This is a genomic window from Paenibacillus sp. LK1, from assembly GCF_002750415.1.
Classification (GTDB): domain Bacteria; phylum Bacillota; class Bacilli; order Paenibacillales; family Paenibacillaceae; genus Paenibacillus; species Paenibacillus taichungensis.
This window is the reverse complement of sequence record NZ_PEII01000003.1, coordinates 98,809-119,869: the sequence shown is the minus strand read 5'-3', so window position 1 is coordinate 119,869 and position 21,061 is coordinate 98,809. Positions and strand designations below refer to the sequence as shown.

The window sequence follows — 21,061 nt, the reverse complement described above, 5'->3', positions numbered from 1 at the left end:
CAACAGGAGGTATCATGTATGGGACGTTCATATCAGGATCGCTTGAGGTATGTGTATAAAATTACATCTTCTAGAATTCGAAAATTGGAATACGATCTTCAGCTTACTTATCATGAAGCTACAGTTAATGGAGAACTGGCATCTATTGGAAATAACCAGGTATTACGTTTCATCGATACGATTCGAAAATATAAAAAAAGAGATGTCGACATCGCCAAAATCGAGGGAGAGATCCATCAATTAAAAGCATTGAAGACGAATGTGCAAAATAAAAGGACGATTAAAAGATTACATGAAGAATTAAATCAACTGAAATTCGTTAGCGATTACTTGCTGATTGTCATTGAAAACAATAAAGATTATGACCGACTAAATTCCTCTAAAGGATTCAAAGTTAATGGTAAGAAATATAAACGCTTATTGGCAACGACAGGAGGCGCCAAAAGTTCAACGGTCATTTATGTAAGTGAAGACATTCACCCGCTTCTGGAGAAAAGACTGAACAATGGCAGAAACCCGAATATGGAGATGATCCCGGCTAAACTGGAGGCATACAAGGCATTGGCTTGTAGTACAAGCATACCTGTGTCACATCCTGAACGTGTGTTAGTAGTACGTGATTGTATAACTGAATTTGAAGCCAATATCATTCAAATTGATGACACTGAATCGGAATATCCTCAAATTGAAAGCAAAAGAAATGCGCCTATTCAAATGAATATGAGTGATGGGTTTGGTCTTATTTCTCCTGAATTAAGTGAACGATGGGCCAAAGAGATGGGGCAAGAATATATTCCAAGTGGTTTTTGTATCCGCAATAGCTTTTGTAAAGGTATGGTATTCACGTTTGATTTTCATGAGTTTGCAGATAAAGTTGTGTGTAAATACATGGTTGATGATGCATGGGGTAATTCAATAGATATCCGTGAGGTGGATTTGATTATAACGACATCCATGCTCAAACTTTGGAGATCATACAACAGTGTTGATGATTACCTACTATGTTGTGGTTATTATGGTTACACATTCAGCGTTACGAAAATCACACCTGAGCAGCTGGAGGATGAACGTCATCTGAATTATCAATTTATCCAATCCCTTAAACTGAATGATGCTCAGATTAGTGAACTCATACGTCCAACGGTAGATTCCATTAAAGATGTACTTGGCGAGGATTATCGCAAGGCATTGTTATTTCTCAAGGGTATTCATATAAACGAACAGCATTTCAAAAACAGTCCAAACGATTATATCAAAGGGTTAATGGTTGATCAGCGTCTTATCAATGATCCTTTTGTAAGAAATAAAATATATAAACAGATTCGCAAGCGTATGAACGAAGCTAAAATAGGCGTTTTGAGAGTTAGAGGCAATTTCAGCATCATATCCGGTGATCCGTTTACGTTGTGCCAAAGTATATTTGGAATGACACTGACAGGATTGTTAAAGTCCGGAGAGTTTTATTCAAGGTATTGGATTGAGCGTGATGTTAACCGTGTGGCTTGTTTCAGAGCTCCGATGACTTGTCATAACAACATCAAAGTGCTTCGTTTTATTGATACGGATGAAATACGACATTGGTACCGATATATGAATACAGTCACCATATTGAATTCATGGGATACAACAACTCATTCTCTGAATGGCGCAGATATGGATAGTGATCAGGTTCTGACTACAGATAATAAAGTCGTTCTAGATGCGATCCAAGAACTGGATGCGATTGTGTGTGTTCAGAAGACCTCTGCTCCTAAAATTCCAGACGAGAAAGATTTGATTCAAGCCAATAAAGACAGCTTTGGAGACTTGATCGGTTTTACCACTAATAAGATTACTTCAATGTTTGATGTGCTAGCCAATTATGAAGAGGAGAGTGCAGAATATCAGGAACTGATGTATCGGATTCAATGCGGTCAGCATTATCAACAAAATGCCATTGATCAGGCAAAAGGGATCGAGTGTAAAAGAATGCCTAAACATTGGTATGATATTCGGGTTGCTGCAAAGAACGAATTGGATATGAACATCGTAGCCCATAAAAAACCGTACTTTTTCATATACAACGATCCGGAACAGAAACGGGATTATACAACGTACGTGGAAAAGACCAGTCAGAAGTGCTTACAACGGTTTGGTATGACGATGGATAAATTGCGCTCAAAGAATGAAATATCTACGGATGAAGTACAGTTTCTTACTCAGTTTGAACAGAGATTGCCTGTGTCGATGGCACCCTCTGTAATGAACCGACTATGCCACCAGGTGGAGAAAGTGTTTGAGGGATTAAAGTTGAAACAGGCAAATACAGCCTTTGACCATAACATTCTGATGAGCCCCAATAAGTATTCACAAGCCAGATACAAAGAAATTCAACAGTTGTATCAGGTTCATAATGAAGAATTACGTAGCTATATGACGAACATACGCAAGAATAAAGTAAAAAAAGATGAACGATCAGCCCAATGGCAACTGTTTGTTTCACGCTTTAAAGAGCAGGCACTGGGCATTTGCAATAACGAGGAAGATTTGTGCAATATGATTGTGTCGTTATGTTATAAGAATGTTGAGAAATCAAAGCAATTTGTATGGGACGTATCTGGGGATCAGATTATCCGTAATTTATTGAATGCTAATGATCAAATGGTTGGTTATCCAGTCATTGACTCGGAGGGAGATATTGAATTTGGTGGGAAAACGTTTAAAATGAATGCATTGAAGCTGGAGGATCTTTACAGTGAAAATCATTCTGAATGAGCGACGCCATGCCGAGCGGGCACTACAGTATGGGGAAATGGATAGGAAACCTACGAAGACATTAGGGTGTTTAGCTAAATATGGGCTTGAGCAAGGCAATAGTGCTGATAATACCTACGATTTATTAAATAACTTCATGACCGAGTATTATCCACACTATAATACGGTCCATTGGGATACATTTTTGACCCGTGTAATTAAGCAGTCTCAAAAGTACATCAAATCTAGGGAAGAAGCGCATAAGAGCAAACTGATTGAGATCGATAGCGTGTCCATTACGTATAGTGAACTTCAAAAGATCAAACAACTTAAAAGTAAACGTTTAGAGAAACTAGCCTTTGTTTTGCTGGTATATAGTAAAATTAATAATTTGATCAACGAAAACGATACGTATTGGATCAACAACGATTTAAAAGAGATCTATAGTGATAGTCAAATGGCAGTAAGTAAAAAGGATCAAGGCTTACTCGTGCACAAGCTCATTCAACTAGGGTATCTCAAAGAGAGCAGGTACATTGATTCAACCAACGTACAAGTGCTGTTTGCCGTTGAGGAGGATGAAGTTGCTTTCAAACTGGTTAGGTTTGATGACTTTGTATTGGAGTATTTGCGTTGGAAAGGAGAAAATATTAAAAATTGTACTGTATGCGGGAGACGAATGTTGGCGAGATCAAACCGAATGAAATATTGCAGGGAATGTAAGAGAGCCGGTTATACCCTTTCGAATGAATGAGTACGTCGCTTATAAACTGGATTTTAAGGAAAGAAGTCATGGGTGCAGAAGACATGATTTCTTTTTTTTGATTTTTATAACTTAACCTCGTTAGAAAATCGCTGTAAACCTAGATGGGACAATGCTTTGCTCCGTTTATCAAGAAATTGTTTAATGATAAGCCAGGGGCAGGTTTAGGTGTTGGGGCAATTTAAAGGGGGTGTTTGTCATAACCATTCAAGAAGAGATTTAAAGGACGGTAGATTTTGAAAGAGTCATTGAGGTATTGAATCTAGATGAACAAAGATTTGTACATAACAGGTTCAACAAAATAATGGAATTTAACACAAAGGTAGGTGAACTATGGCAAATGGAATAACTGTAGCGTATGTAGAGGCAGTAATTAGGGAGGCTCTAGACCATACTGGCACGGGACAACCTGGTGGAGGGAATGGGGCGACTGAACTCGCCATTAAGCGTGCACTTCAGGCTGCTGATGATGCCTTAAAGGCTGCTGAAAAGGCAAAAGAAGCTTATCAGACAACCCAGCTAGTGTATAAGAAACCGGTTTCTGATTGGCAGGAGCTGCACACGCTTTACCCTTCCCCGGACATGGGCTGGACTGTGCAGACGTATAAGAATGGAAAGCGATATCGTTATGATGGAAATACTTGGGTCGAAATTGATGTGTTTGGTCAGAATTTGCAACCCGTTAATTCAGATCAGGATGGACTCATGAGTGCCGCTGAACATGTGAAATTAAGCGATATTCCGCTCGAAGTTCAGGATCGGGTTATTGTATTTTGTATAGATTCACATGTATTTCCTGAGATCGTAGGAACTCTTGCTCCCTTTCCGTTTAATGGTGAGATCTTGAGTGTGAAGGGGTACAGCGGAGTAGCTGGAGATACGGAAACGGAAATAAGAATTGAAAGATCTAGTAATCTCGTACACTGGGATGATGTAATGGAAAGTCCATTACTGTTCGAGGCAAATCAGCAGCGTGATAACGGTAATGCAACATTTAGAGTGAAAAAAGTGGAGGCTGGAGACGTCTTCAGAGTCAACATCCCCAAAGCAGGCATAAACATTCAACATCTTACGATTCAATTAACGGTCAGAACATAAAAAGGGAGATAGTTACGATGACACAACCTATCATTACATGGATGAATGCTACACACAGCAAGGAGATTACAGCACCTTTTGATTACGGTGTTATTGACGCAGATACCAAGAGTTCCATTCATATTTTTAACGTGTGGAATAACAGAAACGGTGCAACCGACGTATCCAAAATGGAAGATTGCACATTTACGACTCGGGACATGAGTGGTGGTACAGGGGATACCGTTGGCAATGAAGTTGAAGTTGTTAAAAATAACTGGTTCCATGTTCAGGTCGATTCCTTGGGTGAGACAGACCTGGATCAAGAAAGTTCCCGAGTAGGTAAAACCTTTTCCAAACCCATTGGAACTACTGGTAAAACAACCAAGGATTATACCGGAAAAGCATACGAAACACCAATGGCACCAGGAGTAAAAGAAATTCTGGGTGTGAGTAACAATGGGAACCCCCAAGAAGCAGCGGGAAACTACGTGACACTCTCCATCCAATGTGAAGTACCGTTAAATGCAAGAAGTGGCAAGCAACAGTTTAAGAAACGTATTTCCTATCGGTATGTGTAAGAAAGAAACACTTATGAGGACAGGCTAAATCAGCCTGTTCTTTTTAATATAAGGGGGGAACATTTTGATTCTAGGTAATACGCAGTATACTCACTCACTTGTATCCCAAGCTTATGTATGGGTTGCTGATTATTATGATGGAACATATCTAAGTGAGTTCGATTTACAAACAAAAGAATCGCATAGTTTCTATGAGATTAACAAAGACAAGCTGGTTTCTTTCGGATTATTAGGTCAAGGCTCTCAAGTGTACTATAACGTTGCCAATGGTGTCTTTCACATTAATGCCGATCGTTACTCCGTATCATTCGTATGTGACGATCAAGAGTATCCGTTAACCGGAAGAACTTTTCTATATAATGACATCATTCAATTCAAAAATGGGTCTTCAGAAGCTAATATGAGTGGATATTCAGGGACTGGGAATTCGGGAACGTTCAGAAACACGATCGAATGTTTTAACTTTGGTTACAAAAAATCGATGAGTTTGAACGACGTTCAGATTAATTTTCAATGCGTGTGTTCCCTGCCATTAAAGGATCATGTGTACTTTCAGATTAAAATTTCTTCCAATCAGGATTTGCCTGGGCGATTAGTTATTCGTAAGAACGGATTTGTAATAGATCAGATAGAAGCCCCTTTGAAGGCTAACCATGCTGGAATCATCAACTGGGATATTCCCTGATTTGAATTCGATATTATGAAGGTGGTGAGAGAATGACAATTCAGGAAATAGCATTAAATATCGATTTATCAGTGGGTGTATTCCAAGATACAGTTTTCCAAGATCAGAAATTAAAGTTAAGGAAGCTAGGGCAAGACGCAGATGGAAATCCAATATATCCTGCCTTTGGATTGTGGGAGTCTATGCCAATTCTGATTCAGGACAAGATAGCTTCATTTAAAGGTATTGCTGGTACTATTGATGTTTCTGGTGGAGCCACGTACAAGCAGTATGTGAGTACATCTGAGGATGGTTTTAATTGGAGTACATATGAAGAAGCGCTTACAGATGGCAGTATTCATAATGCTCCTGCAAAGTACGCAAGAATTAAGATTGAGATTTTCGCTGAGAAGAAAGACTCTAATTTTTACATAGATGATTATAAAGTTCCAGGGAAATACAATAATGAGTTTGTTGAAAGTGAAGCTGGCTTCCTGTCTTTAAAGAGAACATACAGAGATAAGATGGATATGGTATCGAGCCCCCCGGGTGGTCTCATTGTTTCAAAAAAGATTAAAAGAACCAAGTTCAAAAAGATGGATGCGATTAGAGTGGGAAGGGGGTAAAGAGATGCCGGCACCAGCAACGACAGGACAGTTGAGATCGAATATATGAAGATTGGAGATTACATTGTATGGCGTTACGATTCTTCTGGAAATCAGTTTATAGATGGCACACTTGGAACAAACGAAATACCTGTAAATGGGTTGGTTGGTACTACAAGTTTAAACAACTACTACTGGTACGCTATTAAAGTAGACAAAGGTCTTTTAATCTCTGATCGTGTTAGGCGTCATACTGTCACTTGGGATTCAATGAATGCAAATAAGATTATTGAAGGGTTGCCTAAAACCTTTGGTGGTGTCTCAGGAATCGTCCGTAGTATATCTGGTGGAATAGGATATGCAGACAAGGATGGAAAACTGAGTATGAAAGACTTAGGATTGGAAGCATTCCCTATAATCAATGAGTGGGATAAGTATATTAAAAACGGTCGATTGGGTGGAAAGGTAAAGCTCAATGACGATAATGTTTGGCATCATCTTAATGTTTTTTCATGGACCAAAGAAACACCAGCTATTGGCACATGGACTACAAATGCTGGAACATCATTAAGTGCAACCAGTTCCATGAGAATTGTGAGAGGGTATGAGACAAGATCGGACAATAGAGATGTGGCTTTTACATTATCTTCGTCAACGCAAAACTATATAGGATTTAGACCAGTATTTGAATATAGGGAGGTGTAATGTATGGCAGTAATAGGAGATCAATTATCAGTGCCAGAAACAGGATGGAAAAGGTATGATGGTCAGAGCAGTCAGGTCAAGTTTATTGGCACTTGGCTAAGTACATCGAATGCATCTTACTATAGCGGAACGAACATTTACAGCAGTGATGTAAATGCTAAGGCTTCGTTTAATTTTGTAGGAACCAAACTAAGAATCATCGGTTATCGTGATCCCGCAAGAGGGAATGTTAAGATTAAGATAGATGGAGCAGAAGAGGTTTTCAGTCAAAATGGCGTTTCTCAATTTCAGATATTAGGTTATGAAAAATTTAATTTATCGGATGAAGAACACACTGTTGAACTGAGTTTTGTGACAGGTAGCTTTGACTTAGACGCTATCGACATTGACTCTACAGGACGATTGCTCCATCCAGATGAAGTAACAAATATTACAGACCTTGAAATCGGAAAACGTATCAGATGTAACTATGTTGTAGCTACTTCTGGTAAATCTGGCACACTCGGTAACTTAGGCAAAGAGATTTCCAGTATGGTATCCACACCAACAAATATTCCTAACGTAGATTTTTATTTTATTATGGTCGACGAATATAATGGGAAAAAGGTACTTGTAGCCGACAGGAACATTCAGGCATCTATTTCTTGGGATGCACTTAATGGTGAGGGTTTGATTTTTGGTGTTCAAAAAAATCTAGATGATAACAGTAGGTTTAAATTTGTTTTAAGGGTCATCTCAGGTGGTATCGATTCAATAAATAAAGACAATGAATGGGATAAATATATTGTTAACTCTACATTGAATGGAAAAATAACCGCTGGCGATAACAATGTATGGAATTGGTCTGGAGTAGTTAGAAGTTGGACTTCAACCACCTATCCCTCCTACTCAGATAAAAGGGTTCAAAGAGGTGGCACAACAGCAGATGCTTTCATCCAAAATAATAATGGAAGTATAACAACGAATACAAGCTCAACTGTGACTGGTTATAGACCTGTCTTGGAGGTTGAAATATTACCGCTAAATAGAACATTCATTAATCACGATGGATCATATAAAAAAATCGACACTCTTACTGGAATGTGGAAGACAATATCCGCAACTTTGCCTTCGGAAGACACTTTTATTAATGACGGAATGGATGATCTTTCTGTATTAGATAGGAAAAACAAAGCTTTCGTTGCGAGTATGTCTGCCAGTGGTTCGTTAGGATCAGGTAAGATATTCAAGGATAGTATTGATTTGAAAAAGTATTTTGAAATAACAAGTATAAGTGTGAAGTAGAGCTGAACGCTCTACTTCTTTTTGTTTCTAAAATAATAATCTTTTTAGAAAGGAGATGGAAAAGTGGATATATTAAATGTCACCTTAGATCCAAACAATAAATATGGAACTCATACTCTAGACTCCAATCTTTTAGGAGCTAAATCAGTAACGGACTCTTCAAGAATAACCACTACTTTAGGCAAGTCTAGTGGAAAATGGTATTGGGAATACACGCATACAACAACCAATGATTATAGAATCCACATTGGAATTGTAAGCGAAACATTGTTCCCTATTTATAACTCCCTTCCAGTGAACTCTTCATACACTAGGACATACTTTGGCTATAATGGGAACAAGTATCCAGAAAACACTCCATACGGAACTAGATTGAAAGAATCAGGGGGGAGCGTCGTGATCGGGGTTGCAATGGATCTTGACAATGGAACGTTGGAATTCTATAAAAATGGTGTTAGCATGGGTGTTTCTCACACAGATATTTTGAACTTGGGAAAAGTGTTTCCGTTCTTTGCTTCGGTTGGGACAGCTTCAAGCGGTCCAATCTCTTTCACTGTTAATTTTGGATCGAGAGACTTCAAATACCCTGTTCCTGCTGGTTTTTCTCCCTACAACATATCCTATGAGAATAAAATCTTACTTTCATCAGGTGGGAAAAACTATCGCCTTGAAAAGACAGTTAGTAGAGAAAATGCTGTACCAGTTATGACGTCTGCGTTAAATGCTAATGTAGAGATAACTGCAAGTGCATTTAATGCCTCCGACTATCCGTGGTATGCTTTTGATGGGATCGTAAATGCGACAGTTAGACCATTTTGGTATACTTTATCAACTCCACCAACAGGAGGACATTGGTTGCAAGTTAAATTTATAAAACCGAAGGTTATTACAGGAATATCTTTAGCATCACTGCTTGTAACTGGAGATAAGCATTCTATCAAAGATTTTGAACTATATGGTTCGAATGATGGTGTTATGTATGAGAAGCTATACACAAATACGCAACCTAATGTGGGAACGAGGATATATTACGATTTTGAGAGTAATAAAGCATATTCGTATTATCGTCTAAACATCTTAAGTTCTTATAATTTAACCACCACAGTCGGCGTGAATGAAATGGAAATATTTCAAAAAAAGAATCAGACAATGTATGTTATAGATACAAGCGATGAAAATGACATTATCCAATATGGCATGAAAGGCGATATATCATTTAATGGAGTGGTTGATAAGGTTAAAGATGTAATCAAAATGAACTTGCCATTAGGGTCGAGCAAGACCTTTGAACACACAATCGATATGTCAAAACGCCGAGTAGATAAAATCACACTTGGCTAAATTTACGAAGAACACATCTATATGGTGTGTTCTATTTATTTTCGAAAGGAGATGATTGCATGTATACTTATACCGATAATCTGATTCCAATTATGACATCAATGACCACTCCAAGTGGCAGGGCTTTTTCTAGCAGTTATGCTACTTCAGGAAATAATGCAGATAAGGCATTTGATAACTCTGATGTTTATGGTTACGTCAGTGGAAATGGTAGTGTCGGACATATTGGATATGAGTTTGTGAATCCTGTTAGGATTGGAAAGTACATTGTTAGGAGTTTATCTGCAACTTATTTTCCCCACATGCCAAAGAATTGGACATTTGAAGGATCGGATGACGGAATGAATTGGACTGTATTAGATACGCAAATCAATCAAACATGGACAACTGTAAACACAGATAAAGAGTATATTATTGATTACAGCAAAGCTAAAAGATTCAAGATGTATAGGTTAAACTGGACAGCTAACAATGGTGGGCCACAAGTTGTGATAAATGAATTGAAAATGTTTGGAGTCGCTTATTTTGATAAATTCATGATTTCTACGGAAGATGGAGTCAATAGAATTATTCCATCTTCCATTATAAGTAAAACACCTAAAATGACCTCAGACACTACTCCTGCACCATACATTGCAAAAGCTTCATCTGTTGGACACATTGCATATTCTGCATACAAGGCTTTTACAAGTAATTACGGATCGGCGGCGAATGAAGCTGATTCTTGGCTTAGTGGGGGGAAAATCGGGTGGATATCTATTGATTTAGTAACTCCTCAATACGTTACCGACTATGCACTTCATGTGAGAAACCAAATGGGAACTAGTATACCAAGTCAAATGGCAAAGAACTGGACATTCGAAGGTTCTAATGATGGTACTAACTGGACTGTATTAGACACGCAGGTTAATGTTACTGGTTGGGTAGCGGCTGAAAGAAGGTCATTTAAACTATCTAAACCTGTCACATACAGACATTATAGATTGAATGTTACAGATAATAATGGTGATGCAAGTCTATATATTGGCGAAATTGAAATATATGAAACAATTAATCAATCACTAAAAACGGTATCGGTGAAAAAAGAAGCAAATTTCATTAGCCATGGAATGGAAAAATCAACTGTAATTGATCTATCTGTAAGTATGATAAAAAGAGCTTTTGTTGAACAAAATTATACAACTATAGGTTCAGGTAAAGTCTTCAAACAAAAAATAGACAGGTCTAAGCATCGAGCAAATAAGATTATATTGGGTTAGCTTCAAGAACACATCTATATGGTGTGTTCTATTTGTTTTTGAAAGGAGAGATAAATTATGGGATATATATCTACAGAGAATGCAATACCTATTATGACATCTGCTACTGCACCTAGCGGTATTGCAAGTGCGAGTAGCGAGTACAACCCTTCTTCTACAGAAGCTTGGAGAGCATTTAATAGAAATACAAGCACGTATTTTGCCACGAACAACACTACATCTGGATGGTTGTCTTATGAATTTCCAAGTCCTAAAACTATAAGTAAGTATAGATTAACCGCATGGACTGCTACAGGAATGCCAAAAGCTTGGACTTTCGAAGGTTCCAACGATGGTACTAACTGGACTGTATTAGACACGAGGAGTAGCATAACTACATGGACAACTTCGAATGAGTTTGAAATTTCATCACCTAAGCTATTGAAAATATATCGGCTTAATATGACAAGTAACAATGGTTATGCACGTATAGCTATTGGTATGATGGAGATGTTTGAACTATTATATTATGATAAATTCTTGATTTCATCAGGAGATCACCTATATTCCATTGGAAAATTAACTATGAAAGCAAGCGCAAGCACAATTGCTAATATTAATTTCACTGCGGAGAACGCAATTTCTGGATTCATATTAACAGATAATACAAATGGAAGTAGATGGTCTTCTGCTTTGAATGATACCAAAGCATGGTTTATGATTGAGTTCCCTTATGCTATCGAGATAAACAAAGTGAAATTCCTACAATATAGATTAAATTATAACAACAATGTGATTCCTCGTATTAAAGATTGTGAGTTATCTTTCTCCGATGGGAGTACATTTCAAACGACTTTAAGCGATGCCTCAGTTGACTATAATAAAGTACCTACAGAGTCGGATTGGTCGAGTGTTCAATTTCCATCTAAAAAAACTTCATTTGTGAAAATACAAAGACTGAGTGCATATGCAGGCAATGTTGACTATGTGTCTTTTATCGAGTTTGAAGTGTATTCAAATAATCTAAAAGTTACACATAACCTTTTTGATCGAGTTAATATCTTACCTAATAAAACAGAAGATATTTTTATAAGGTTCGGTATGAATAAAGCTAAATTGATTGATTTAGAAAACGAAACTGTTTTTAAAAATTATGTAAATCAAACTAGTCAGTTACTCGGAACAGGTAAAGTCTTTAAGCAAAAAATAGATACAGCTAAAATACCAATCAAGAAAGCATCAATCACATAAGCAAATGAAATGTTTGATCTAGAATTTAGAGAAGAGGAGTTGACCTTAAATATGCACTTGAAATCAGAAAATATTATACCAATTATGACTTCTAACACTTCTCCTGCTGGTGTTGCTAGTGCAAGTGGGAATTTTAGTGAAAGAGAACCTTATAGAGCTTTTAATAGATCAGATCAAACTACAACGGATCATTGGTTAGTCCAACAAGTAAAGGGATGGTTGTCTTATGAATTTTCTGAACCGATGATTATTCAAAAGTATTCATTAGAAATTTATAAAGGGTACGAGAGTCGCGCGCCGAGGAGTTGGACTTTTGAGGGTTTGAGCGACAATGGTGTTTGGATTATTCTTGACACTATTAGTTCGCAAACGGGTTGGAATGCCAACATAAAACGGGAGTTTTCTTTCTTGAATTCTAACTATTATAAAAGATATAGAATCAATATAACACAAAATAACGGAGATACTGGGTATGTCGGCATACACAACATGGAGATGTTTGGTATGGTTTATGACCATAGATATTTTGTTTACAACAACCTAAAATTCAAGAGTTATAATGGGAGTGAATTTATTGTGATCGCTATATTAGGGGGAAATCCCACAGAGAAAGAATACTTAGAAAATGGTATGGATGATATTTCAGTTATCCCAGAATCCGCTTGGGCACAGCTACAAGGGGAAGTTGAATTTTGCTATTACAATGACGATCCAACAAAAACAGAAATGTCCTTCAATATTGAAACCAAACCCTTTACTCTCGCTGAAGAATGGGAAGATAAAGAAATAGAAGTGCTTTATTACACTGATGACCCAACAGCAAGAGAATCAGTAGTCACAATTGAAACCGATCCATTCACCCTCGCGGAAGAGTGGGAAGATAAAGAAATCAAAATCATTGAATACACCGACAATCCCAATCAAACAGAATCAACGATCACAATCGAAACTGAACCTTTTACCCTATATGACGAACTAGGGGATAGTGTCGATGTCTTGTATTACACAGATGACCCATCCAAAACATCATCCGAATTAAATATCACTGCAAACTACTCCCCATTGGATGAACTTGAGGGAGATTTTGACGTGGTTACGTGGACGAATGATGAAGACGTTATTGCAGGAAATAGCGACATGATGTTAACGTACAATGCGTTGCCTTTCGAACAATTAATTGTGCAACCATCTGATATTGCTTTGTATGGAGATATAAAAAAATTATTGCTACGAAAGTAGTTCCAACCTCTGGTGAGGGCATATTGAAAATGGCTGCATCGTTCGACTCCGGGCAAACATGGAAGACGTATCGTTTCAATAAGTGGTTCGATGTGGATATTACGAACTTAACCCTGTTCATGAGAAAGGGAATGAGTCTAGACACACTTAACTCTATCCCGGAGAAAGACCTGACTGGTTTAACTCGACTTGCCTATTACTTTGACAGTAGTATTCACTATGAAAATATCTATGCGTTGGATGAAGTTATGATGGTGATGGACTCGCCCCGTAATGGAGTCGAGTTCAAAGATATGTCTCTGCAACTCCTGAATACTACAGCTACGGTCAACGTAATCTTCTCTGGTAACAAGCTAAAGGGTGTGCTGGACGATGCAGATCAGGGTAAAGTCAAATATCGCGTGTTATTGAACGGTAAACCATATTATCCAGAGGAAGGGGATTTCACTCGATTAATGTCCTCGCCGTTTAATATCGATATTGGCATTGACGAGAGGAAAGTTAATTTTGGTGCCGAAAATACGTTGAAGGTTGAGTTCCAGGATTACTGGGGCGTCATCGACTATTGGGAAACCAAATTTATAGGATCATATTCTGGATTAATGTTTATGGATGAGTCGGGAGACTTTCTGTCCGATACATTTGGCGGTATTTTGAAGCAACTTGATTATGGTGTGATCATCGCTGGACAGACGACATTAACGAAGAAAGTTAGAATTAAAAATCTGCTTGGATATGCCGTAGATAATGTTTACCTGGAGATGGATAAGAAATTTGAAACCGAGGGTGTAGAAGTCCAATTATCCAGACAGGCTAATCCTTTTCTTCCGATCGACTATCTGATATACGGTCTAACTCAGCCTGATGAGAGCATTGATTTTTATATTCGAATTGCAACTGATATCCATGCGAAGCCTAATCCTAATGGTAATTTTGAGATGAAGGTCACCGCAGACCGGGTGTAGCTCTCAATACAATGAGACAGGAAGTGAGTAAAATTCTAAACGGGGAGACTCTATTAGATAGTTATATACATATTAAAAGTCCAGAAAATCGTTTTGCTGCAAAGTATATTCTATACAATCAGATAGACGAAGAATTATCTGCATCGTTAACAGCTGCGACAAGATTAACTTCTGATGTGTCTTCAAGCGTATCTGTCCGCGTCAGACGTACAGACGAGATGACCAATTATCTTTCTATCATGTACAGAGGGCAAGGAGATTTGGATTCATCCATCCAAGCAGCATCTAAAATAGATCTTGAAGGTATGCTCTCCGTTCGTCCACATAACCGTGCACATGGTAAATATGAGTTATTGGAAGCACCGCGTGTCGTAATGAAACTAGAGCCGATTGCCGATGCGACAACGCGAAGTCAGCCTCACTTGCAGACACTCAACTTTGGTGACACGCAGCGTATGATGATTGGTAGAGATGAAATAGAGCAGTTTGAATCCTTCGTAAGTTTTGGTGATCTGGATGCCAGAATACCTGATCTATTATATCTTGAAGAAGCCAAGTTGAAATTGTATTACACGGGGAGTCTGGCACCTGATGCACGTATTGAACTACATCAGCCTAATACATTATGGCTTGAATACGGCATAACGTATGCGAACAGACCACATTCAACTCAACTTTTATCATCTAGTTATATTCTCAATACAACTGAACGTTGTGTTGAGTTTGATATGATGGAATTGCTGAAGATGTGGAGAGAGCATAGCGTTCCGAATATGGGATTGATTATTCAATCAAGTGATGCCACACTTATTTATTTCAACACTCGTGAGTCATCCAAACCACCGATTTTACAAATTAAATATATCACTTCTCAAATCTATTCGATCGGTCGAACCGAAATAGAAAGTGACGTTTTTATTTATGGCACAGGTCGGACAGAAGTCGCTTCAACGTTAACTGTACACAGTGATATTGGCCTTGAGTGGCTAACGTCAGAGTTGTATGTTCACAGATATCAAGACCATGTACATCATGATTTACCTGAGGTTATATCTGTTAGTCATCCAAACCTGGATGTAGACCTGATTGTAGCCAAGCGGTTGAATGCAGAACTGATGGTGACGATCTCGGTAGCTGAAAATATGGTGAAGGAGAAAGAGTCATGGGTTGCCGTTTCGAATCCAGAGCTCAATTCCGAAATCATTACCGCCATACGCACAGTCGCAGATAAAGAAAGCTTGGTAGCTGTTAGAGTAAGTCGCAACGAAGAAAAAGAGATGGGAATTACCGTTTCTCATCCTGAAATATCTTCAGTGATTACTGTCGATAGACAGATGACTCTGGCTAGTGAACTAACCATTTCACAGTTATATGAAGAAGTCTGGATTTCGAATTTAGCCGTGTCTACACCTGATATAAACAGTGAGATCAACGTAAGAGCTTCAGCCAATGCAGGTATAGCAAGCATTATTGAAGTTCCGAATTTTGAAGAACAACCCGGGAAACTGTCTGTTTCCAAACCTGATGTGGTTTCGAGTATTGAGGTCAAATATGTGGATGTTCTGGATGGCCACATTATCGTTAAAGAAAGAGAATACCTGGAGTGTACCCTTTATGTGTATGAATGGAAGGACATACAATCGACTGTTGATGTGAGACAGATCTTTGATATGGAGAATGAAATTACGGTTTCCAAACCGGATCTGGCTGGTTATATCCATCCAAGAGTAATTGCGAATGAGGAATTAAGTTCGATTACAAGTATTCGTAAACGAGATGCGAGTGATTTAACATCCACAGTGGTTGTGAAAGGACCTGGGAATCAAGCTTATTTCTACATTTTATAATCAAAATAAAGTCAAACAAGAGGGCCTAGTGCCCTCTTTTTTTGCGTTTCTCGTTTAACACTCATTGTAGAAGCAATACACTCATTTCATCCGTAAATAACTTACATTTTCTCAAAACACGGCAGGTGTCCACACGGCTATCCAGAATGAGGCATACAATTATCGTGACCTGTGAAAGAGGAGGTGTATCGGGAAATTATGGTGACGATGGAGCCGATTGTGGTTGGAGAACATGTTCTGGTCGGGGTAGAGGTAAAGCTGCCTAAAACGACATTATTGACGATTAATACATCCAAAGGATATATCATGTGCGGAGCACTCGATGTGGGATTACTTAATGAGAAGCTTGGGGATCGCAAGATTATTGCAGCTCGGGCGGTTGGCGTGCGCACATTGGAACAGCTGCTGCATGCACCAATGGAGTCGGTGACAACGGAAGCCGAAGCCATGGGTATTACGGTTGGCATGACGGGTGTAGAAGCATTGCTCAAGATGATCTAATCCCTGAATATTAGACGATTAAAAAGGCTCCCCTACTGGGGAGCCCTTTCTTTAATTTACATGTACCAATCCTATATCAAACAATCAAACTTACTTCTATTAATTAAGCTTCATCCTTGGCGAACAAGGCAGCCAGATTCTCTTTGAAAGGAGCGCGAACGACGCCTTTTTCCGTAATAATGGCCGTTACATATTCGTTAGGTGTAACATCAAACGCCGGGTTGAATACTTTCACACCTTGTGGTGCCGTACGTTTGCCAAATCCTTCGGTTACTTCCTCCGCAGCACGTTCCTCAATCGGAATGAGATCTCCGGATGGCGTAGACAGGTCAATGGTGGACAGTGGGCTGGCAACATAGAAAGGAATGTTGTGCGCTTTGGCCAGGACCGCTACGCTGTAAGTTCCGATTTTATTAGCTACATCCCCATTGGCAGCGACGCGGTCTGTACCCACGATAACTGCCTGAATCCAGCCTTTGGACATCACCATGCCAGCCATGTTGTCGCAGATCAGAGTAACGTCAATACCGGCTTGCTGGAGTTCGAAGGCCGTAAGGCGTGCACCCTGAAGGACAGGGCGCGTTTCGTCTGCGAATACTTTCAGGTTGATGCCACGCTCATGAGCGAGGTACATCGGTGCAGTCGCCGTTCCGTATTTCGCGGTTGCAAGTCCGCCTGCATTACAGTGTGTGAGCACACCCATACCGTCTGCGAACAAAGGAAGAGCATTTTCACCGATAAGGCGGCACACTTCTTCGTCTTCTTTTTGAATCAAAAGTGCTTCCGCTTCTAGAGCAGCATTGCTATCTTCGATGCTTGCACCGGATTCAGCGAGGTCACTGGCTTTTTGCATCATACGATCCAATGCCCAGAACAGGTTCACAGCCGTTGGACGGGAAGTGGCAAGATGAGCACAGATGGATTTTACATGATCGAGCCAGCCTTGTACGGCAAGTCCGTCATATGCCTTGGCACCGAGCACGACACCAAATGCAGCAGCAATCCCGATCGCCGGAGCACCGCGTACTTTCATCGAGTGTATGGATTCCCATACCTCTTCGGGCGTGTACAGTTTCAGCATCAGAATTGTTTCAGGCAGCAGACGCTGGTCAAGCATTTCAAGCTTGTCCTGTTTCCATATAAGGGAGGACAGAGGCTGATGTTCAGGGGTTGTCATGGGTGTTCCTCCGTTCCTTGAGTTAAGCCGTATCATTCTTTGAGTTAGGCTTTAATAGAAGTAACCGCAGTAGCTACTGTATCTAAAAGTTCACCAATGGTATTCAGATTGCGATTACGCTTGATGAGTGCTTTACCGATTGCCAGCGCTTTGCGCTGAGCACGTTCGCGTTGTGTTGCATCTTCAATCGTATCGATATCTGCGACATGCGCAAGTCCGACAATACGGCGGACCATTTTCGCGCCCGCAAAGCCAGCAGAATCTCTGAATAATTGTTGTACATAAAGATCTTCGTATCCAGGCGCCTTAGCCATAGGATCAACCAGATCTGAAGCCCACAGGCTGCGGAAACGGGATTCGAATTCAGTCCATACGTCGCGAACCATATCCAGCAATATCGTTTCACGTTCATGAAGAGCCGTCTGATCCTGGATTCGACCTGGCAGCGAGGCGTAGTGGAGTAGCAGATTGGCAAGCACGGCTCCTACATCAAATCCCATTGGACCGAAATAGGCAAATTCGGGATCAATGACTTTCGTGGATTCAGCTGTGACAAAAATACTGCCTGTGTGTAAATCACCATGAAGTAGAGCTTGACCATGGGTGAGAAATTTCTCGCGCAGCAAAGCCACTTCAAGATGGAGTTCTCCATCTGTACGAAGTGCTTCCGCTTCGTCTTCAATGGCAGCCTCATAATTATTTTTCTCCGCAATGCGATAGGGTTCATCAAAGATCAGATCTTCGGTTATTTTACATTGATCCGGATTGACGAATCTTCCCTGTTTTTCTTTCTTCAGCTGCTGGTTCATACCAAGATCTGAAGTGAAAAACAGCGTTCTTGCCATGAACTCCCCGATATGTTGTGCAAAAAGAGGATATGTTCCGCCATCGATGAGGCCTTTACGCATAATCACATGATCGCTCAAGTCTTCCATCACGGTTAAGGCGAGATCATCATCATAATGGTACACTTCCGGTACCATTCCCGGACATAGACGATACTCTTCCTGTAGAATTTCCCGTTCAATTCTGGCACGCACCAGAGACAATGGCCATGATTCTCCGACCACTTTCGCATAAGGAAGAGCTTGTTTGATAATGATACTTTTATCGGAGTTCTGATCCGTGATATGGAAGACCAAATTCAGATTGCCGTCACCGATCTCACGACATTCCAGATTCGCATCTGCCGCAAACGTACCCGGTAAAGTTTTGGCCAGTTCGATTGCATCCTGGGGTGTAAAAGGGTGATATTGGGACAAGAATGCCACCTCCATATATATGAAGAAACAGGAAAACCCACTTCTTTGCTTGGTATATGTCAGTATATCGGAAATAACTGTGATTTTGTACCCTTTTTTTGAGACAAACTATACCGGTCTTGTTTCGAACTTCCGGTGTACGGGTAAAAACAAATAGGCCGGACGGTTGATAGAAATGCCGCCGACAAGGCTCCCCACCACTTGGTGGTGCCGAAATGTTAAATCTCTGTCATTTACGGCAGGATACCCTGCTTATAGTGAATGTCAGACTAATTTTATAATAAAAGGATGGGATTAAGATGGCTACAAAAAACAAAACAGATCAAGCAAAATCGGTGGAACAAGTACTTAATCGTCAGGTGGCAAACCTGAACGTCCTGTATGTTAAAATCCATAATTATCACTGGTATGTAAAAGGACCTAACTTTTTCACACTGCACGTAAAATTCGAAGAATTCTACAATGAAGTGACTGTACAAATGGATGAAATCGCTGAACGTATTCTAACCCTGAAAGGTAGCCCGGCAGCTACGATGAAAGAATATCTTGAGCTGTCCTCCATTCAAGAGGCTGCTGGTGGCGAAGATGCCAACACAATGGTACAGAATCTAATCGAGGATTTTGCTACATTGTCGAACGAGTACCAGGAAGGTATTGAAGTGGCAGACGCTGCAGAAGACCAACCAACTTCTGATATGCTGACAGGTTTCAAGGCTGATCTGGAGAAACATATGTGGATGTTGCGCTCTTTCTTGGGCTAATTCCATTCTCGTTTACGAGTTCGTTGGCTTATAAACCATAAAGTTACTCTATCCTACCTTTCACGTTGTCAGGACGACGCCGAGCGTCTATACTGCTGACAAGACTGACTTGGGAGGAGAACTTTATGATAGGCACAACGATACCGGCATTAAAAGAATGGGCCTCCGCAATCAAAGCGCTGGAAACGGGTCGCCAGATTATGGTAATGCGCAAAGGCGGGATTGTGGAGGAAACCCGACGTTTTGAGTTGAAAAGTCCAGCGTTCTATCTGTATCCGACTTATGAACATCAGCGTAAAGAACTGATAAAGTCCTCTGATCATTTCTATGTTGAGGAATCATTGGCCGAATGGGTGCCTGAAGCCTCTACGATCCGTCTCACAGCATATGCTGAAGTGGCACAGGATTTGGAGATCAAGGATCAGGAGATGCTGGATCGACTTCTAGACTTTCATATGTGGACTGCTGATTTTGCCGAAGACCGCCTAAAGTGGAAACGCAAAGATCCACTCCACGTATTGATACTCCGAGTGTACCGTTTGAAGGAACCGATGGAAATTCCCGTATTACCTGAATACAACGGATGCCGTTCTTGGATTTCCATTCCGAATGGTCCGGTGCCGCGCGAAATGACGCCGGTGGTGGACGTTGCGGATTTTGACGAACAGGTACAGAAGATTAACGAGACGCTCAAAATGTAATGTTATTTATCGGAAGGACTTGTCCATGATATGGATAGGTCCTTTTTCGATTGAGAGGAGCAGATTTGATAAAAGGTTGAATTCCTGTGATTTTTCTCACTGTCTATTTATGACGAAGAAGTTTTGTCATTTGATTCAATCTGGCTTTTATTATAGAATCAGATAGAATAATGTTTCCTGTAAGGGACAAGAGTTCTTAGGAAATGACTTGATAATCATTGAGAATCAGTTTAGAATTATTCTAAAGTGATTCTTGCTTTGGAGATTGGAGTACAGGAGAAATTCAGGGGAAGCCCTGTTCAGATATTAATAGGTGCTTTTTCGTTTTCGACAGTAAACATCAATTTAATCAATGGAGGGAAACAA

At 39.8% G+C, this 21,061-nt stretch carries 19 protein-coding genes; 17 read left to right on the top strand and 2 right to left on the bottom strand.

The window, feature by feature from the left end:
• The first annotated feature begins 18 nt into the window (after positions 1 to 18).
• From CS562_RS07515 to CS562_RS07445, 15 genes are all read left to right on the top strand, one after another.
• On the top strand, positions 19 to 2,754 hold the full coding sequence (locus CS562_RS07515) for an RNA dependent RNA polymerase (RefSeq protein WP_180287069.1): 2,736 nt from the start codon (positions 19 to 21) through the stop codon (positions 2,752 to 2,754).
• A complete protein-coding gene (locus CS562_RS07510) occupies positions 2,735 to 3,487 on the top strand; it encodes a hypothetical protein (protein WP_099854790.1) in 753 nt (250 codons plus the stop codon). The genes CS562_RS07515 and CS562_RS07510 overlap by 20 nt, the downstream gene beginning before the upstream one ends.
• A 342-nt stretch (positions 3,488 to 3,829) precedes the next feature.
• A complete protein-coding gene (locus tag CS562_RS07505) occupies positions 3,830 to 4,594 on the top strand; it encodes a hypothetical protein (RefSeq protein WP_099854788.1) in 765 nt (254 codons plus the stop codon).
• Between the two features lie 17 nt (positions 4,595 to 4,611).
• Complete coding sequence (locus CS562_RS07500; protein ID WP_099854786.1) at positions 4,612 to 5,154, top strand: hypothetical protein; 543 nt, start codon at positions 4,612 to 4,614, stop codon at positions 5,152 to 5,154.
• A 64-nt stretch (positions 5,155 to 5,218) separates the two neighbouring features.
• The gene (locus CS562_RS07495; RefSeq protein WP_257219417.1) at positions 5,219 to 5,839 is read left to right on the top strand and encodes a hypothetical protein; all 621 of its coding nucleotides are present in this window, start codon (positions 5,219 to 5,221) and stop codon (positions 5,837 to 5,839) included.
• A 32-nt stretch (positions 5,840 to 5,871) separates the two neighbouring features.
• Entirely contained in the window at positions 5,872 to 6,444 is a 573-nt protein-coding gene (locus CS562_RS07490; protein WP_099854784.1) for a hypothetical protein, read from the top strand.
• A 45-nt stretch (positions 6,445 to 6,489) separates the two neighbouring features.
• Positions 6,490 to 7,128 carry a hypothetical protein gene (locus CS562_RS07485; RefSeq protein ID WP_099854783.1) on the top strand — a complete coding sequence of 213 codons (639 nt, stop codon included), beginning with the start codon at positions 6,490 to 6,492 and terminating at the stop codon, positions 7,126 to 7,128.
• Positions 7,129 to 7,131: 3 nt separating this feature from the next.
• Complete coding sequence (locus CS562_RS07480; protein ID WP_099854780.1) at positions 7,132 to 8,412, top strand: hypothetical protein; 1,281 nt, start codon at positions 7,132 to 7,134, stop codon at positions 8,410 to 8,412.
• Between the two features lie 63 nt (positions 8,413 to 8,475).
• Positions 8,476 to 9,753 carry an SPRY domain-containing protein gene (locus CS562_RS07475; protein ID WP_099854778.1) on the top strand — a complete coding sequence of 426 codons (1,278 nt, stop codon included), beginning with the start codon at positions 8,476 to 8,478 and terminating at the stop codon, positions 9,751 to 9,753.
• A 59-nt stretch (positions 9,754 to 9,812) separates the two neighbouring features.
• Complete coding sequence (locus tag CS562_RS07470) at positions 9,813 to 11,012, top strand: discoidin domain-containing protein (protein WP_099854776.1); 1,200 nt, start codon at positions 9,813 to 9,815, stop codon at positions 11,010 to 11,012.
• Positions 11,013 to 11,069: 57 nt separating this feature from the next.
• A complete protein-coding gene (locus CS562_RS07465) occupies positions 11,070 to 12,242 on the top strand; it encodes a discoidin domain-containing protein (RefSeq protein ID WP_099854774.1) in 1,173 nt (390 codons plus the stop codon).
• Positions 12,243 to 12,293: 51 nt separating this feature from the next.
• Positions 12,294 to 13,481 (top strand): discoidin/SUN/FTP domain-containing protein, encoded by a 1,188-nt coding sequence (locus tag CS562_RS07460; RefSeq protein WP_180287068.1) that lies wholly within the window; start codon positions 12,294 to 12,296, stop codon positions 13,479 to 13,481.
• 29 nt (positions 13,482 to 13,510) lie between these two features.
• Positions 13,511 to 14,446 (top strand): hypothetical protein, encoded by a 936-nt coding sequence (locus CS562_RS07455; protein ID WP_099854770.1) that lies wholly within the window; start codon positions 13,511 to 13,513, stop codon positions 14,444 to 14,446.
• A 23-nt stretch (positions 14,447 to 14,469) separates the two neighbouring features.
• Positions 14,470 to 16,293, top strand: coding sequence for a DNRLRE domain-containing protein (locus CS562_RS07450; protein WP_180287067.1), 1,824 nt, complete (start codon positions 14,470 to 14,472; stop codon positions 16,291 to 16,293).
• 198 nt (positions 16,294 to 16,491) lie between these two features.
• Positions 16,492 to 16,794 (top strand): YunC family protein, encoded by a 303-nt coding sequence (locus tag CS562_RS07445; RefSeq protein WP_017689545.1) that lies wholly within the window; start codon positions 16,492 to 16,494, stop codon positions 16,792 to 16,794.
• Between the two features lie 103 nt (positions 16,795 to 16,897).
• On the opposite strand, the gene mtnA is transcribed toward CS562_RS07445, so the two are convergent.
• The gene (gene mtnA, locus CS562_RS07440) at positions 16,898 to 17,971 is read right to left on the bottom strand and encodes an S-methyl-5-thioribose-1-phosphate isomerase (RefSeq protein WP_099854766.1); all 1,074 of its coding nucleotides are present in this window, start codon (positions 17,969 to 17,971) and stop codon (positions 16,898 to 16,900) included.
• A gap of 44 nt (positions 17,972 to 18,015) precedes the next feature.
• The gene (gene mtnK, locus CS562_RS07435) at positions 18,016 to 19,233 is read right to left on the bottom strand and encodes an S-methyl-5-thioribose kinase (protein ID WP_099854764.1); all 1,218 of its coding nucleotides are present in this window, start codon (positions 19,231 to 19,233) and stop codon (positions 18,016 to 18,018) included.
• Positions 19,234 to 19,532: 299 nt separating this feature from the next.
• Here mtnK and CS562_RS07430 point away from each other — a divergent pair, with 299 nt between their 5' ends.
• Complete coding sequence (locus tag CS562_RS07430; protein ID WP_053780517.1) at positions 19,533 to 19,994, top strand: Dps family protein; 462 nt, start codon at positions 19,533 to 19,535, stop codon at positions 19,992 to 19,994.
• Positions 19,995 to 20,119: 125 nt separating this feature from the next.
• The gene (locus CS562_RS07425; RefSeq protein ID WP_099854762.1) at positions 20,120 to 20,695 is read left to right on the top strand and encodes a DUF1802 family protein; all 576 of its coding nucleotides are present in this window, start codon (positions 20,120 to 20,122) and stop codon (positions 20,693 to 20,695) included.
• Positions 20,696 to 21,061 lie beyond the last annotated feature (366 nt).